The organism is Paenibacillus sp. GM2FR, from assembly GCF_002803325.1.
Classification (GTDB): domain Bacteria; phylum Bacillota; class Bacilli; order Paenibacillales; family Paenibacillaceae; genus Paenibacillus_AQ; species Paenibacillus_AQ lautus.
Window position 1 is genome coordinate 256,630 of sequence record NZ_MKZM01000011.1, and the last position, 16,639, is coordinate 273,268.

The following is a 16,639-nucleotide window of genomic DNA, read 5'->3' on the forward strand; positions in this document are numbered from 1 at the left end:
ATAACTCTGCTGTAATATAGAAATAATCTAATTTCATACATATGGGGGGCTGCAAGTCATGAATCGTCAAATCGCTATCATTGGAAGCAGCGGCGGCAATCTGTACAATCTCGGCGGCAAAGACCCGCGCAAGCTGCTGGATGAGATATTGATGCAGCTGGAGAGCGCAGGCCTGTCCTGTGGGGCACTGCAGTTTATCGCTGCCCAGGTCTCCATGGATGCAGCTAAGGATACAACGCCTGCTGCTCTTTACAGCTGGAGCATGTCTCAAGGGGAGCCGGTCATTATCGCGGAAGGTACGCTTCGGCAGGTCAATCAAGCGGCTGAACGTCTGGACCTAGAGATTGCCGAGCAGATTGAACTCGGCGAAATTGACGGCATTATCGTCATGAGTGCCGACCCTGAGGGCAGCAACCGGCACGCCATTGAGGCTGCTGCTAAATTCCGACTGCCAGTGACCGGTACCGGCGGAACTTCCATGGCCATCATACAGACCAAAGGCGCGCATGTCATCGCCGCCTCGGGTACAACCGGAACAACCAACCGAACCCGCGCGGTCACCTTTGTTACTTCCCTCAGCAAGCATTGGCGGCTTACGTACCGGCCGGTCATCGGAAATGCAACCGCGAACCTTCACGGGGCGCCAGGAAGCTCGTCGCCATGGCGGAGAATCAATATTCGGGGCATTATGATGGCATCCCTCCCCGGTTTCATCGGCATGGCCCTGATCCTGGCAGTCAGCAAAATTCCGGGGTTATCCTCGCTGACCGAGGTGTTTGATCTATTGATCAAGGCGCTGCCGGTCATCGTCGCTGTTATCGCAGCCAAGCAGGTGTCCGAACTGGACGAGGTATCCATCGTGGCAGGCATCGTGGCAGGTGTCCTCTCCGTGGAAGGGGGCATTATCGGAGGCATCATTGGCGGAATTGGCGCAGGGATCATCGTCCATTACGTGTTCCGTCAATGCGTGGAGTGGCGTTTCCCCGCAACCACGGTCAACATCGTGGCAGGCGGTATATCCGGACTGATTGCCGGGTTGCTGGTTTACTTCCTTATTGCGCCGATTGCGCTGAGTGCAGGACAAGGCATCCGCTTCCTGATCGAAACGCTTGTTTCTTGGAGCCCGGCCATAGCCGGTTTGATTGCAGGCCTGCTGATCTGGCCCGCGATCATTGGCGGCGTCTATCATGCGGCCATCCTGCCGATTGTACTGCTGGAGATGGAGACGACAAGCAACAGCTTCCTCGGGGCAGTCGATATGGTTGGTCTGGTGATGGTGTCCGCAGGCATCACGCTGGCCAACATTATCGCCCCTCGGGATAAGGGAGAGGCGGCCGTAGCGGCTCCCGGGTTTGCCATCAATATGGGTTTTGGCACCTTCGTTGAAGCCGCCTATCCCTTCATGTTTTCGAACAAGCTTGTGTTCGCTGGAGCGATTGCTTCCGCAGGTCTTGGCGGCATGCTCGTCGGTTTATTCGGCGTTCGGGGAACCGCCTACGTGCCTTCCTTCATCGGTCCCATCACATCGAATAACACCATTGGCTTCCTGATCTCCATGGCAGCCAGCATGCTCTGCTCGTTCCTTATTACGTTCTTCGTAAACAAACTGTCCGGTTATCGAGATGCGAAGAACACCGTCAGTATGTAGTACATGGTCAGTTCCAATATGCAGGATTTTAGCTAACCAATTGGCCTGAAAAAGAGTTTATATTATAGATAGGCTCCTGAATTCGATGCCTATACCTATTCGAAATAACGGAAGGAGGTTATTATGATCGTGAAATTCAGAAGAATATCGCTGTTCGCGCTGACAGGTGTCCTGCTAGCCGCTTCGCTAATCTGGAACAGCGAACAAGCAGCCGCTAACGACGCGGAAGGCTATTCCGTGAAGGCGGCAGGCACCCTCATGACGGACGTGCAAGTTCACAAAGGCAAGGCGTACGTTCCGCTCAAGTCCTTAGCCGATGCAGTAGGGTATGAAATCTCCTATACGCTGAAGAAGGAGTTGGACAACTTTCATCAGTATGACTTGAAGGCTGCGAACAATCCCTCGGTATCGGTATGGGGCAACGACAGATGGGGATATACGATCGTCCGGCGGGCAACGCAAGAGATGAATGTGAACGATATCGACATTTATAAGCCGGCCAAGCTATGCCCTGAAGAATCGGACCATTGCAAGCTCGATGAGAGTAAGTACGACGGGCCCCTCTTCATAAAGAACACCCTCTACGTACCTGTCCGAGACATGGCTACAGCCTTAAATCTGAAGCTGACCATGACGAAGACCCAGAGAGGGCGCACCATTCACCTGTCCCTGCGCTGAAGCCCCCCATATATCTACTCCCCTTACGAATACTTAAAAAGCCAGGCAGAGTCACAAACTCCGCCTGGCTTTTAATCTGATTGGAGGCAATCCAATCTTTCAATCTTTTCAATCTTTCAATCTTTCAAAACCTTCACATTCTTCATTCCAGTCCTCTGATTTCAATGTCATCCGTGGACGTGATTTTCGAAATATCAAACTCTCTGAAAATATGGGTGCTCTGTTTCCCGTTCATATCCAAATCCTGCTCTAGCTTCTTCACACGGTCCGGCGTCTTCAAATCCGCCCCATAATATTCAATGTGAAGGTCCGTCTCCCCCGGCACCGTCACCGAAGGCAGCCGCCGAATCAGCTCCAGCACCCGTTCCTTCTCCTGCGCCAAGTTATTCGCCGTCAAATCCGCGAATACGATTAAACGGATATTCTGACTGACATTTCCGTCGGCAATTGCGAGTTGGTTATAATCACGCTCAACCGTGTCGAAATCGGCGTTGACATAGGCGTCCGCAAACGCCTGGTCCGGATAAAGCTCAGCCAGCAGAGGTTTCAGCTGGTCTCTCAGCTGTTGCCCCCACAGCAGGTTCAGATATATATCGTTCGATATGGTTGGGGGGCTGCTATCATTACTGCTAAGGGTGAATACCAGCTCAGGCTCCTGTTCCGGATGGGCTCGAAGTTGATACGAGCTGGTGGCCCAGGTATAGTCCACGTCCGTTACCTTAAAGGGTTCGTTGTACTTCTGCTCCAGATAGGACTCTGCCGCTTCTTGAACCACCCGTTTCTCAGCAGCCGTCTTCATAAACGGAGCAGATCCCGAGGTGTACCCCGCGTATACGGCCCCGGCGAACAAGGCCAGTCCGATCACCGTCCGCACGATGATTTTCCAAGGAGAGGATAGTTGGCGCCGCCGCTTCTCGTCGAACATCGGTTTCTTGGGCGATCGGTAGTTGAAGTAAATAACCGGTATAATCAGACCTATAATATGAAGCCCAATAGCTATTGGACCAATCAGCATGCCCAAAAATCCCAATGTCATGAAAAAAATAAACAAAGCCGCTCCCTGAAGCGCCATAAGCAGCGTTCCGCCTATCATCATGCCCGGCGTCCCGATATAAAACATCCCGAGCCCGGTGCAGATCAGAGAGAGCAGCGTGGCAATCCATTGATGTTTCCTCAAGTTATCATCCGTCCTTCATGCATATGGTTTGTGAATCATGGTCAAATCCTGACACCCTATTATAACCGCTGTGGAGCTTGGGAGAAGAAAAATTTCTATCGATGTTCTCTCACAGAAGGCAGACCGCGTTTAGAATAAGGTTGCCCTGCGATTATCAAATATGGTTCAGCTTCCCTGAAACCTTATCATTCTATCATCTAAAAACCAAAACCCACTTCACCGTGGTGAAATGGGCTGGGGTTCAACCGAGGCCTGTTTTCCGATCAAGCTCTAAACATTGGGCCTTACTCCTTCGGATGGATCATTTCTTCCGGACGAACGATCCGGTCAAAATCCTCTCCGCTCAATAAACCGCTTGCCAGCGCGGCTTCGCGAAGCGTTGTCCCTTCTTTATGTGCCTTTTTCGCGATGGCCGCGGCATTCTCATATCCGATATGCGGATTCAGCGCCGTCACCAGCATCAGCGACCGCTCCATGTTTGCACGGAGAACGTCTAGGTTGGCTTCGATGCCGACCGCACAATTCTGGTCGAACGAGTCCATGGCATCCGACAGCAGGCGTACGGACTGCAAGAAGTTATAGATGATGACCGGTTTGAATACGTTTAGCTCAAAATTACCCTGGCTTGCTGCAAAACCGATCGTGGCATCGTTGCCCATCACTTGGCAGACCACCATCGTGAGTGCCTCGCTCTGGGTTGGGTTCACTTTCCCCGGCATGATGGAGCTGCCCGGTTCATTGGCAGGGATCGAGATTTCACCAATCCCGGAACGCGGACCGCTTGCCAGCCAGCGAACGTCGTTGGCGATTTTCATCAAGTCGGCAGCCAGCGCCTTCAGCGCCCCATGGGCAAATACAATCTCGTCATGGCTGGTCAGCGAATGGAACTTGTTGCTGGCGGACGTGTAGCTTTTTCCGATTTGCATGCTGATTTCGGCAGCCGTCATTTCTCCGAATTTCGGATGAGCGTTAATGCCGGTACCGACGGCAGTACCGCCAATAGCCAGCTCACGCAGCGGTTCTACGGCGGAAGCCAGCATCAATTCACACTTCTCGAGCATCCGGTGCCAGCCGCTGATTTCCTGTCCTAGGGTCAGCGGTGTGGCGTCCTGAAGATGCGTACGGCCGATTTTGATCAGGTCCTTATATTCATCGCTTTTCTTCTCGAGCGTTTTCTTCAAGCGGCGCAGCGCGGGCAGCACATAATCTTCCACGGCCACGACCGCGGCCATGTGCATCGCTGTCGGGAACGTATCGTTAGAGCTTTGGGATTTGTTAACGTCGTCGTTGGGATGAACGCGCAGCGCGCTGTCTTTTTGCTCAAGCAGTTGATTCGCACGGTTCGCAATGACTTCGTTCACGTTCATATTGGACTGTGTGCCGCTGCCGGTCTGCCAAACCACCAACGGAAAGTGCTCATCCCACTTGCCGGCCACAATCTCGTCGGCGGCAGTCGTAATCGCATTCACTTTGTCTGCATCCAGCTTGCCGAGCTTGCCATTCACAATGGCTGCGCTTTTCTTCAATATCGCAAACGCCCGAATGATTTCCTTCGGCATCGTTTCGGTTCCAATCCGGAAATTCTCGGAACTGCGCTGTGTCTGCGCTGCCCATAGCTTATCCGCAGGCACTTTAACCTCACCCAGGGTATCCTTCTCAATACGATAATCCATCCCAACTTCCTCCTTTGGCTTCCTTGAATTTAAGCGCTTTATATTCCATCTCTCCTATTATGACATAGACTTGCCCAAGAAAAAAACAGACGGGATGAACAGCTGCGACTTCCATGCTTAAAGCCTTGGCTCGGCTGCCTCCTGGGCTCGCTTACTCACCGCCGCCTCGCTTGAAACAGCAGAGGTATCACACGATTCGCCGTGATTATTCAAGCTACCGGCAATATTCCCGCTTCACAACAGCCACTCAAACCAGCGAGCATGCCCATCCGTCCGGGCGACCGTAAACTCGCTTCGCACGCCCCCGAGGATATAGTCCGCATGGAGATCTTCATCCTGCATATTGTTATAGACATGCACGATATCGCGGATGCTTCCGATTTCATTTAAGTGATGCCGCAGTGTTTGCTTGGACGCCTCCGGAATCTGATTGGCCACATGCGTATGAAATACGCAAATGACGGCCTCCTCCGGGATGCCCTTCACGATATCGGGAAGCAGCGCGGTCCCATCCCCTTCCCGGAACTGGAGCCCGGACTGCTGCTTCAGCACCTCTGCCGCATGTTCCAGCATGGATACCCTGTCGTGATTACCCGGCCAGATTAAAGACCGCAGCCACAACAAATGCTCCGGGTTTCGCACATCATTCACATGCAGATCGATCCCCATCCGATAGACGACCGGAGGACTGGAAGCCAGCAGGAACGGCGTGCGCCCTCCCTTGATCTCCGATGTGATATGAACCTTCGACCCCGCAAGGCCGTAACTCGCCGCGTCTCCATAGGAATAGCTGTATCGATCCCACAGCAGCTGCAAGCCGGCGCTGGTTCCAAGCTCCACCAAGGCAAGCGGCTTACGGACCTTGTCATAGATCGAGCAGAACACCGGATACAAATACGCACAGCGGCGGACTTCATTCGTCTGTACCCGCTTGCTCTCCAGTATTCCGATAATAGCCGTCTCATGCCTCAGCACAAATGAACGAAAATGGGGATAACAGGAGCTCATTTCCTTCGGATGCTCCACAAGGCCGGGGTAATATGCCCTCAGCTCCGCCCCCTCACCCTGGAGCAGCAAATATTGAACGGCGCCAAATAGCATATTGGGTACAGGCTGGCCTGCAGGAACAAAAGCAGCGACTTGCAGCACCTCTTCATCATCGGCTATATGGCGCGCCAAATACTCATAGAACACACTGGAGCCCGGACATTCCCGTTCAGCAAAATGACGAAACACGTTGACCATCCGCTTATGAACCACCGTACATCACACCCCTAAAGTTGTAATTACCCTTTATCCTGCTTAAGACTAATGTTACATCTTTCCAGGATGCGCGTGGATTTTGATCTTTTATCGGGCTGATTAAGAAAAATAAGATGAAGACAAAAAAAGAAGAACCGACCCCAAAGGCCGGTTCTTCTACTAAAAGATGCTGTTGTTGTCTAGATTGCCGGACGATCCAGCAGGTACAAGTTCCGATACCGCGGATAGTGCTCCATCAGCTCATCGTGCGTACCCCGCATAACGATCTGACCGTGCTCCATGAATAGGATCTCATCCATGCGCTCCACGCCAACCAGATGATGGGTTACCCAGATCAGAGTCCGGGCCTGCAAACTGGCGAACATGGTGGATAACAGTTCCCGCTCGGTTTTGGGATCCAGTCCGACCGTCGGTTCATCCAAAATGACGACCGGCGTCTTCTGCAGCAGGATCCGGGCCAAAGCCACGCGCTGGCGCTCTCCTCCGGAGAAACGCTGTCCGGCTTCCTGCATACGGGTGAGTAGCCCTTCCGGAAGGGCTGCCACCAACGGTTCCAGCCGTGCCCGGGCAACCGCATCCCGTATTTCGGCCTCCGTGGCATCCGGCTGTCCGAGCCGGATGTTGTTGGCTAGCGTCGTATCAAACAAGTGCGGACTCTGATTCAATACCGAAATAACGGAAGAAATCTCATCGCCAAACCGCGCAGAATCCACTCCGCCTAGGGTAAGACTTCCCCCTGAAGGTGCCAGCACACCCTGAATCAGCTGCAGCAGGGTGGATTTACCGGCACCGGAACGCCCTATAATGGCTACCTTAGCCCCAGGAGGAATATCCAGGGATACATCCATTAATGTAGAACCATCCCTATTCACACGGGATCGGTCCAGCCCGGATTCGCCGCCTGGGGCCTGATCATAACGGAAGCAGACGCCATCCGCCTTCACATGAACACCGCTGTTTATGACAGATTCGATCTCTCCCTTATTCAGCTGTTGCCCCCGGTTCTGCTTCCCTTCAGACGTTTCGGCGCTTTCGATCGCCTGAAGTCTCGCGACCGATTGGCCGTACTGCGGAATCCGCTCCACGGCTTCGGATACCGGCAGGAATGCGTCCATTAACGGGAACACAACCAGTACAAAAGCCGCGATCAGCGTAACATCGATCGAGCCGTCCGCATACTGCCGTCCTGACCAATACACCATCGATACCACCGTCACGGCAACCACGCATTGACCGATAAAAGCCCGAAGACGCGACCAGCGCTTGAGCGAGCGGTCGGTCCGGTCGACCTCGGCTTCATCCGCCTCATAACCGGTCAGGAATTCCGTCTGCCGGCCGCTGACGTACCATTCATGAATGCCAAGTACCGCGTCGGTCAGCTTCTGGTAGAGGTTGCTGCGGGCCTGCTTCATCTCCCGGTTCTTCCGTTTGGTGAGCAGCAGGGAAACCAGCGGCAGTACCAGAATCAGCACCGCTACATACAGCGCAAGCAGAAGGGCAAATGCCGGGTCAAACAGGCCGACGGCCAGAATAACACCGGCGTATAACACAAGCGCAACAATCGATGGAAAGACCGTTCGGATATAGACGTCCTGCAAATACTCGATATCATCGGAGAGCACGCCAAGCAGATCCCCGGTGCGGTACCGGGAGGACAAGCGGAGGGCTTGCGGTTCCAGAATTCGGTACAGCCGCAAGCGCATCTGGGACAGGATGCGAAGAATCGTGTCATGCCCCACCAGACGCTCCACGTAATGGATGACCGCGCGTCCGATGCCGAAGGTACGAACCCCTACGGTCGGCACGTATACCATTAGGATATTTTCCGGTCGCAGGGCAGACTTGGAGATCAGATACCCGGAGGTGAACATCAGCATCCCGGCGAACAGGATCGTGAGCACGCCAAGCATCACAATTAGCAGAAAACGCCAGAAGTTTGCCGTTACGTATGGCCGAAACCACGATTCCTGCTTCATTGTAATCCCTCCATCTGCGATGTAATTAAGCCATAATAGACGCCCTGCAAGGCCATAAGCTCCTCATGGGTTCCCGTTTCCGCCACCCGCCCCTGATGCAGAACGAGGATGTAATCCATATCCTGCATCCAGTGCAGTCTGTGCGTCGCGAGGAATACCCACTTATCTTGAAACAGGGACAGCATCGTCTCCTTCAGCTCGTATTCCGTCTCAATATCCAAATGGGCCGTTGGCTCATCCAGCAGCAGAACCCGCCGGCCGCCGAGCAAAGCTCTGGCTAAGGCCACGCGCTGTGCCTGACCGCCGCTTAAAGCGCGTCCGCCGCCGCCGATCATCTCCGCGAGTCCGCCGGGCAAGCTCTTCACCAGATCCGACAGACCCGCCGCTTCGACCGCTGCTTCGACTTGCGCTGTTGACGCCTCCGGCGCATAAAAGCGCACATTATCTGCCAGGGTAGTACCGAATAAATACGGCTGCTGCGGCATATAGGTGACCTCGGTTCGCCACGCCCGCCGGTTCCAGTCCTCCAGCTTCACGCCGTTCAGCTCCATCATTCCCGATGTTGGCGCCATGAATCCGCCTAATAGCTCGATGAGCGTGGATTTGCCGGCCCCGCTCTCCCCCACGATACCGATTTTGCGTTGACCCGGTATCCGGAAGCTGACATTCTCCAAGGAAGCCGGCCCTAACTCTTCATGCCTGAGGCCGATTCCGGACAGTTGCAGTACACTGTGGTTATCCCATTGGAATCGCGGCTGCGGCGGATTGAGCTCTGGCGAATTATCTTCAATTTTAAATGTTATATCGCCGGAACGCCCTTTCCGGGCCTCCAGAATTATCGATTGCATCGCTTCCCCTGCCTGCTTACCGTCCAGCGTGGCATGAAAGTCCGCCCCGACCATGCGCACCGGCAGGAAATACTCCGGTGCCAGGATCAGGATAAGCAGTGCGGGCAGAAGCTCCAGGCTGCCGTTAATGAGGCGCAAGCCCAGATTTACCGCAACAGATGCCACGGACAGCATCGTAAAGAAATCCAGCGCGAAGGACGACAGAAACGCCACGCGCAGCGTCCGCATGGTAGCTGCACGATACCCCTCGCTGACCTGCTGTATGCTCTCGCTGTGCTTGCGGCTCTGTCCCAGAAACTTCAGGGTAGTCAGACCTCTCAGCGAATCTACAAAATGATTGGACAGCATCCGGTAGGAATCCAGCTGCCGCTCGGTTTGCTTTTTCGCGGCAAGTCCCACGAGGATGAGAAAGACGATCAGGATCGGCATGGTCACCAGCAGAATAATGCCCGAAATCCGGTCCGTCATGAACACGTACAGCCATATCAGAGCCGGGGTAATGCCCGCCCCCATCATGCGCGGTATGGTCAGCTCCGCATATTTGCGGAACTTGCCGATGCCCTCCAGCACAAGCGTAACCACATTGCCTGTTCCTTCCGACCGGACAAAGGACGGCCCATTCCGAAACAGCTCATCCAGCAGCTGCTTCCTCAGGCTCGTGCCCGTCTCCTCGGCAAAGCGCTGTGCGATTCCTTGCTGCACGGCCGAGATGCCGTGGCGTGCCAGAAATGCAAGCAGGAACAAGGCAATGGTCTCCCCCTGCTCCTGCAGCGTTGATCCCGCAAACAGGGCGGATACGGCTTCCGCCAGCCACTTGGCTTGCAGGAGGATGGCCATGCTCTGTGCCAGGGTACATACGGCGACAAGGAAGAATACCGTCTTGGCGCCTTTGTATCCCAGCAGGTCTTTTCCCATCAGTACTCCAGATGCTCCTTCTCATGTACCCGTTTGTGGAAAACGAAGTAACTCCAAATTTGATAGCCTAATACGAATGGCAGCAGCGTTACCGCCACAATCGTCATAATCTTGAGGGAATACGGTCCGGAGGCCGCATTATAAATAGTCAGATCAAATGCAGCATGGATGGAGCTGACCATCACGCGCGGGAACAAACCCACGAACACGGACGTTACCAGCAAGGCGATAACCGCCCCGGTCATCCCGAAAGCCCAGCCGTCCCGCTTGATATTCATGAAATATCCGCCCAGCAGGAATGCGAGCAGAGCCAGCACCAGCAGCACGGTTAACACCACGCCACGCTTCTCGAAGATATCGGTCATGAAATACGTCATCACACCAAAAGCCACGAACAGGGCCGCTACGGGAAGCAGGAGTCTCCGGGCCATACGGCGCGCGCGTTCTTGAAGATCCCCCATCGTGCGCAGTGTTGTGAACATCAAGCCATGCAGCAGGCAGAGCATCACCATCGTCAGTCCGCCAACAACAGTATAGCCATTCACAACATCGAACAATCCGGCATGCAGCTGCATCTCTTCGTTAATGGGGAGCCCCTGAATCAGGCAGGCAAAAACAACGCCGAGCAGGAATGGCGGAAGCACGCTGCCGGTGAAGATCGCACCGTCCCACACCCGTTTCCAGCGGACATCGCCCACCTTGCCGCGGAATTCAAAGGCCACCCCGCGGCCGATCAAGGCCAGCAGAAGAAAGACAAGCGGAATGTAGAACCCGCTGAACAGCGTGGCATACCAGTTCGGGAAGGCGGCGAACATGGCGCCGCCCGCCGTCAACAGCCAGACCTCGTTGGCATCCCAGAACGGGCCGATCGAGTTGATCAGCACCCGGCGCTGGGTATCATTTTTGGCCAGCAGCTGCGTGGACATCCCGACCCCAAAGTCGAAGCCCTCCAAGAAGAAGAACCCGATAAACAATACGGCAACAAGCACAAACCACAGTTCGTTAAGAGACAGCATTGTAGCCCTCCTTATTAAACGGATCGCTTGCGTGGTGGTCGTCTTCCTCCGCCGCATACGGTCCTTTCTTAATGACTTTGATGAACAGATACGCCATGACGGCTGCCAGCACCGCATAAATGGCGGTAAACATGATGAGCGAGAACAGAATCGAGCCTGCGCTCACGTTCGGTGAAACACTGTTCTCCGTAGTGATCAGCCCGAATACCGTCCACGGCTGTCGTCCGATCTCCGTCATAATCCACCCCGACGTGTTGGCGATGAACGGCAGCGAAATACCGAACAGCATCAGTCTGAGGAACCATTTGCCAGCCTTCTCGACCTTTTTGCGCAGCATCAGCCATGCTCCGTACAATCCCAGCAGAATCATGATGCTGCCTGCGGCCACCATAATCCGGAAGCTCCAGAACGTGGTACGGACCGGCGGGATATAGTCTCCAGGGCCATATTCCTGCTCATATTGCGCTTGCAGCTCTTTCATTCCGATGACTTCGCCGGAAAATTTGCTGTAGGACAAAAAGCTGAGCAAATACGGGATTTTGAACTCCATCGTGTTCTCCTGCTTATTTGGATCGATGGCTGCAATGACCGTCCAAGGCGCAGGATCGTCACTCGTTTCCCACAGGCTCTCCGCAGCGGCCATCTTCATCGGCTGCGTATCCACCAGATACTGCGCCTGCTGGTGACCGAATACCGCAACCAGAATGGAGGTAATGAGGCCAATCACAATGGCGATGTGAAATGATTTTTTAAAGAAATCCAAATCCTGCTTCTTCATCAGCTTGTAGGCACTCACACCTGCTACAAGGAACGCCCCGGTTGCCAAAGCTCCGAAGATCGTGTGCGGGAACTCCACCAGCAGCTGACCGTTCGTAATCAGTGCGAAGAAATCGTTCATCTCCGCCCGCCCATTGTTCATCTCGAACCCGACGGGACGCTGCATAAACGAATTAGCTGCCAGAATCCAGAAGGCGGACATCAGGGTGCCGAAGGACACCAGCCAGATGCTGAGCAGATGGACCTTCTTCGATAACCGGTCCCACCCGAATATCCACAGCCCAATAAACGTCGACTCAAGGAAAAATGCCAGCAGAGCTTCGATCGCAAGCGGTGCGCCAAACACGTCCCCGACAAAGCGCGAGTAATCCGACCAGTTCATGCCGAACTGGAATTCCTGCAGAATCCCAGTCACAACCCCGACCGCAAAGTTAATCAGGAACAGCTTTCCCCAGAACTTGGCCATTTTCTTGTAGACTTCCTGGCCTTTGACAACATACATCGTCTCCATGATGGCAATCAGAAACGCCAATCCGATGGACAACGGTACGAAAATAAAGTGAAAAATGGTTGTCGATGCGAATTGAATTCGCGCCAGCATAACCGGATCCATATCAGATACCCCTTCCTTTAGCTCACGTGATCACTTCAAATTTGATTCTTTTTGTATTGTCGCAGACCGCGATGCAAAGGATTGTGATAAACATCACAATATCAGGACTGAAACCGGGGCGAAAAGTTATAAATTTGTGACGAAAATCACTAAGTGAACAACGGTAAAACTGAGCATCGAAAAAAGGGAAACGGCTCGCTGCCTCTGCCGGCGGTCAAAACGTTGTATTTACAATACAAAAAAGCAGGTTCGCCATCAGGCCAACCTGCTTCGGTATGTCTGCAACCTTATTGAACCGGGCCAATCTCGGTCTCGATGAGCTTGAATTCCGTTACGTCCGCGATCCCGCGGTTGGTAATGCGGATTTCCGGAATCACCGGCAGCGCAATGAGCGAGAAGGTCATGAACGGTGCATGGATGTAGCATCCAAGCTCCTTCCAAGCTTCCTCCAAAGCAGCGACTTCCTCCGCTACGATCTCAACCGGACGGTCCGCCAGCAAACCGGCAATCGGCATCGCCACCTTCGCCAGCACCTTGCCGTCCCGTACCACGATCATGCCGCCTCCGCACGCCGCCAGCTCATTCGCCGCGAGTGCCATATCCTCGGCATTCGTGCCCATCACGAGCAGATTGTGGCTGTCGTGCGCAACCGTGGAAGCAACCGCGCCGGTCTTGAGTCCGAAGCCGTTCGCAAAACCGAGCGAGATTTGCCCGGTTGCGCTGTGGCGCTCGATGCATGCCAGCTGAACCACATCTTGATTCAGGTCCGGCTGGATGACGCCTTGCTCCACAGAGAGCACCGCGGTCATTTTGGCGGTACGGGCACTGTTCTCGATGACGCGCACCACATTCACTTCCGTACGCGTCGCATCGAACTTGCTGCGCTGCAGAAAGTCATCAGCGGTAAGCGAACGCTGCAGCCGAACCGATTGAAAGGCTTTTTCCGGGTATTGATATACCGGGAACTCCTTCACGAGCCGGCCGTTCTCTGCAACCACTTCGCCATCCGTGATCACGACTGAAGGTACCATGCTCAACAGATCATCAATCAGCAAAATATCCGCCGTTTTGCCAGGTGAAATGCTGCCCAGCTCCATGTCCATGCCGAAATAACGAGCCACGTTGATCGTTCCCAGCTGGATCGCCGTAACCGGGTCCACGCCCTCTTCTATAGCGCGGCGGACCACATGGTTCATGTGACCGAGCCTCAGCAGCGTCTGTGGATACACATCATCCGTAACCAGAGAAATATTGTCTGTTCGCACCTTATCTTCCGTTATGACCTTAACAACTTCCTTTACATCCTGCCAAGCCGAACCCTCGCGGATCATCAGGTGCATGCCGAGACGGACCTTCTCCAGGGCCTGTTCTCTCGTTACCGTCTCATGGTCGGAGCTTACGCCGGTTGCCATATATGCCTGCAGCATCCGGTCATCCTCGGCCGGAAAATGCCCTGTTACGGTCTTGCCTGCACGCAGCGTAGCTTCAATCTCCCCGCTCATGGTCGGATCGCCGTACACGACGCCCGGGAAGTTCATCACTTCGCCAAGCCCGGCGACGCCAGGCCAGGTCAGCCCTTCCTCGATGTCGGCTACGCCCAGCTGCGCACCGGCATCCTCCAGATCAAACGTCGCCGGTACGCAGGAAGGAATGGTGGTGAACACCTTCATCGGCAGCTGCTGCCCTTCCTCGTGCATCCAGCGCACGCCCTCCATGCCGAATACGTTGGCGATCTCATGGGGATCCATATAAACCCCGGTCGTTCCGCTAACGATAGCCGCCTTGGCAAACTCGGTCACGGTGAGCATCGTGCTCTCCACATGCATATGACCGTCGAGCAGACCAGGCGAGATAAACCGGCCATTCGCTTCGATCACCTGCGTCCCTTTCCCGATCGTATGATCGGCGTTGCCGATATAAGCGATGCGCCCGTACGCCATCGCCACGTCTACCCGTTCCTGAAGCTCACCCGTAAACACATTGACCAGCGTGCCGTTTTTGATAACCAGATCGGCTGGCTCTTGTCCTAACGCAACCTTCCCCAGCTGCCGGCTGACCTCGTATCGTTTCTGTCTTTTAATTGAACTCATGATGAATGCACGCTCCCCTTTTTTTAGATATCAGAACGTATAAACTTCGAAGCTCGTAACTTCCTGATATCGCAATAAAAACTTCATCTAATCGCGGTCTGTCATCTGTGAAAGTGCGTCGATAGACGTTTTTCTTATAGATATCAGAACGTATAAACTTCGAAGCCTGTAACTTCCTGATATCGCAATAAAAACTTCATCTAATCGCGGTCTGTCATCTGTGAAAGTGCGTCGATAGACGTTTTTCTTATAATGAACCGGTAAAAATACAAAATCGATCCGCTCTATAACACGCCAAACACCCCGGGCAGCGTATCTGCCCGGGGTGCCTGTACTATATCCATAGAGGAAGAGAAGCCCTGTGCATCAGCAATGTATGCTATCAGTCTGCACATCACCTCAGCCGTTAAAACCTGCCGGATTCCAATCAAGGTGATCTTCCAGCCCGGCTTCCATCATTATGCGAAGCTGGGCGGGGGGGTGGGATTCTCAACCTTCATGTAGTCAAGTCATTTACGGTAACCTGGTAGAAACGCCTGGGCCCTATTCCCCGGCATATACATCAAGATTTGATTTTGAACAACATTACCCTTCGATTCTTTGGTCGTTTCATTTGTTGTATGAATTATAATCCTCCTGCCCGAGAAGTCAAGTCATTGGAAGGAACTGTACATCGCCGGCACTGTCCAATCACGCCAGTTTCCGTCCCATTCCTTGCACACGCTCGAGCCATTGCTTTCTTGCGGCCTCGGGCATTTTGCGAAGCTGGGTAATGTTCGTGGAACGGACCGTGCCTACGCCGCAGAACTTCAGAATGGAATGCTTCATCATCTGATGCCCCGGCTGGCCGAGGTAGAAACGGTAGTAAACGTAAGGCGAATCCATCGTGACGATCAGACGGGCCGTTTTCCCTTTGAGCAGCTGCTCCGGCAAAGGCGAGTTCCGACGGTACTTAAACGCAAAGCCCGGCAGAAAAACCCGGTCGATGAACCCTTTGAGCAGCGCCGGCATGCCGCCCCACCAATTCGGATACACAAACACCAGGTGATCCGCCCAAGCGATCAGTTCTTGCGCTTTTTGCAGATCGGGTTCGAGCGGTTGTTTACCCTTATAGCCGCCGGACAGATTCAGGTCGAACTCCATCTCCGCAAGCACGAGCTCACGCACCTCCGCCCCGGATTCGGCCGCCCCCCTCGCATAGACCTCTGCCAGTTGACTGCCATAGCTGTTCTCAATCGGATTGCCTTGAATAATTAAAACCTTTTTCATATATTTCTTCCCCCTCGTAATTTGGTTAACGATCACTAACCTGATGGCAAAAAGAAAAGGTCACGCCGGACCTTTTCCCAAACCTGTTAATGCCAATAGATGCGCCGTCACTTCAGGTGCCAGCAGCGACAAAGGTTCCTCCAGCTCCCCTTGCATCGTTGAGATCGCCAGCTGGCTGAAGGCACCGATGATCAACACGGCGGTTAAACGCGTATTCTGCGGCGGAATATCCCGCTGCAACACCGCCTGCTCAAGCAGATCATGCAAAGCGTCAAGCGGCTGACGTCCCCTGCTCTTGAGCACCTCCGTAAACAGCTCGTGATGCTGGGACAAGAGCAGCAAGCCGTATTTATCCTCGTCATACGACGCCAATACTCGGATGACGAGCGCCGACAGCCTCTCTGCAAACAAGCCGGGCCGGGACGCATAATCATCCACCAGACGCGTATAGCTGCTGCAGTATTCCTCGAACGCTTCCGCAGCCACGGCATCCTTATTCGTAAAATGCTTATAGATCGCCGCATCCGTTACACCCGCCGCGGCGCCGATCTCCTTCACCGATACGCCGTCCACGCCCTTCTCGGCGAAGAGCTTCATGGCAGCCTGCAAAATATCCTTCTTCTTGCTATCGAAATGTGGTTTCTTTTTCATGCTCATATCATAAGTGAACGCTAACCAAATTGCAATCACCAACGC

Annotated in this window: 13 protein-coding genes and 1 riboswitch; of the genes, 3 read left to right on the forward strand and 10 right to left on the reverse strand. The window is 54.0% G+C overall.

Annotated elements, in window-relative coordinates:
• The first annotated feature begins 58 nt into the window (after window positions 1-58).
• Both PAEVO_RS29505 and PAEVO_RS29510 read left to right on the forward strand, forming a co-directional pair.
• On the forward strand, window positions 59-1,648 hold the full coding sequence (locus PAEVO_RS29505) for a PTS sugar transporter (protein WP_100541042.1): 1,590 nt from the start codon (window positions 59-61) through the stop codon (window positions 1,646-1,648).
• Window positions 1,649-1,771: 123 nt separating this feature from the next.
• A complete protein-coding gene (locus PAEVO_RS29510; protein ID WP_243390988.1) occupies window positions 1,772-2,326 on the forward strand; it encodes a hypothetical protein in 555 nt (184 codons plus the stop codon).
• A gap of 142 nt (window positions 2,327-2,468) precedes the next feature.
• On the opposite strand, the gene PAEVO_RS29515 is transcribed toward PAEVO_RS29510, so the two are convergent.
• From PAEVO_RS29515 to ade, 8 genes are all read right to left on the reverse strand, one after another.
• Window positions 2,469-3,503 (reverse strand): hypothetical protein, encoded by a 1,035-nt coding sequence (locus PAEVO_RS29515; RefSeq protein WP_100541044.1) that lies wholly within the window; start codon window positions 3,501-3,503, stop codon window positions 2,469-2,471.
• A 284-nt stretch (window positions 3,504-3,787) separates the two neighbouring features.
• Window positions 3,788-5,176 (reverse strand): class II fumarate hydratase, encoded by a 1,389-nt coding sequence (fumC, locus tag PAEVO_RS29520; RefSeq protein WP_100541045.1) that lies wholly within the window; start codon window positions 5,174-5,176, stop codon window positions 3,788-3,790.
• Between the two features lie 234 nt (window positions 5,177-5,410).
• The gene (locus PAEVO_RS29525) at window positions 5,411-6,421 is read right to left on the reverse strand and encodes a DUF2332 domain-containing protein (protein ID WP_207797555.1); all 1,011 of its coding nucleotides are present in this window, start codon (window positions 6,419-6,421) and stop codon (window positions 5,411-5,413) included.
• Between the two features lie 197 nt (window positions 6,422-6,618).
• Window positions 6,619-8,415, reverse strand: a complete 1,797-nt coding sequence (gene cydC / locus PAEVO_RS29530; RefSeq protein ID WP_100541047.1) for a thiol reductant ABC exporter subunit CydC — start codon at window positions 8,413-8,415, stop codon at window positions 6,619-6,621.
• Window positions 8,412-10,178 (reverse strand): thiol reductant ABC exporter subunit CydD, encoded by a 1,767-nt coding sequence (gene cydD / locus PAEVO_RS29535; RefSeq protein WP_100541048.1) that lies wholly within the window; start codon window positions 10,176-10,178, stop codon window positions 8,412-8,414. The genes cydC and cydD overlap by 4 nt, the downstream gene beginning before the upstream one ends.
• On the reverse strand, window positions 10,178-11,194 hold the full coding sequence (gene cydB / locus PAEVO_RS29540) for a cytochrome d ubiquinol oxidase subunit II (RefSeq protein WP_100541049.1): 1,017 nt from the start codon (window positions 11,192-11,194) through the stop codon (window positions 10,178-10,180). Before cydB ends, cydD begins: the two co-directional genes overlap by 1 nt.
• Window positions 11,181-12,584, reverse strand: a complete 1,404-nt coding sequence (locus PAEVO_RS29545) for a cytochrome ubiquinol oxidase subunit I (protein WP_100541050.1) — start codon at window positions 12,582-12,584, stop codon at window positions 11,181-11,183. Before PAEVO_RS29545 ends, cydB begins: the two co-directional genes overlap by 14 nt.
• 287 nt (window positions 12,585-12,871) lie before the next feature.
• On the reverse strand, window positions 12,872-14,674 hold the full coding sequence (gene ade, locus PAEVO_RS29550; RefSeq protein ID WP_100541051.1) for an adenine deaminase: 1,803 nt from the start codon (window positions 14,672-14,674) through the stop codon (window positions 12,872-12,874).
• 372 nt (window positions 14,675-15,046) lie between these two features.
• Between ade and PAEVO_RS34760 the strand changes: the two genes are divergently transcribed.
• Window positions 15,047-15,178 (forward strand): hypothetical protein, encoded by a 132-nt coding sequence (locus PAEVO_RS34760; protein WP_279300489.1) that lies wholly within the window; start codon window positions 15,047-15,049, stop codon window positions 15,176-15,178.
• Window positions 15,156-15,257: riboswitch (purine riboswitch) on the reverse strand. (Overlaps the previous gene by 23 nt.)
• A 107-nt stretch (window positions 15,258-15,364) precedes the next feature.
• On the opposite strand, the gene PAEVO_RS29555 is transcribed toward PAEVO_RS34760, so the two are convergent.
• Both PAEVO_RS29555 and PAEVO_RS29560 read right to left on the reverse strand, forming a co-directional pair.
• Window positions 15,365-15,943: an NAD(P)H-dependent oxidoreductase gene (locus tag PAEVO_RS29555; RefSeq protein ID WP_100541052.1), complete on the reverse strand. Its 579-nt coding sequence runs from the start codon at window positions 15,941-15,943 to the stop codon at window positions 15,365-15,367.
• 60 nt (window positions 15,944-16,003) lie between these two features.
• Complete coding sequence (locus PAEVO_RS29560) at window positions 16,004-16,594, reverse strand: TetR/AcrR family transcriptional regulator (protein ID WP_100541357.1); 591 nt, start codon at window positions 16,592-16,594, stop codon at window positions 16,004-16,006.
• Window positions 16,595-16,639 lie beyond the last annotated feature (45 nt).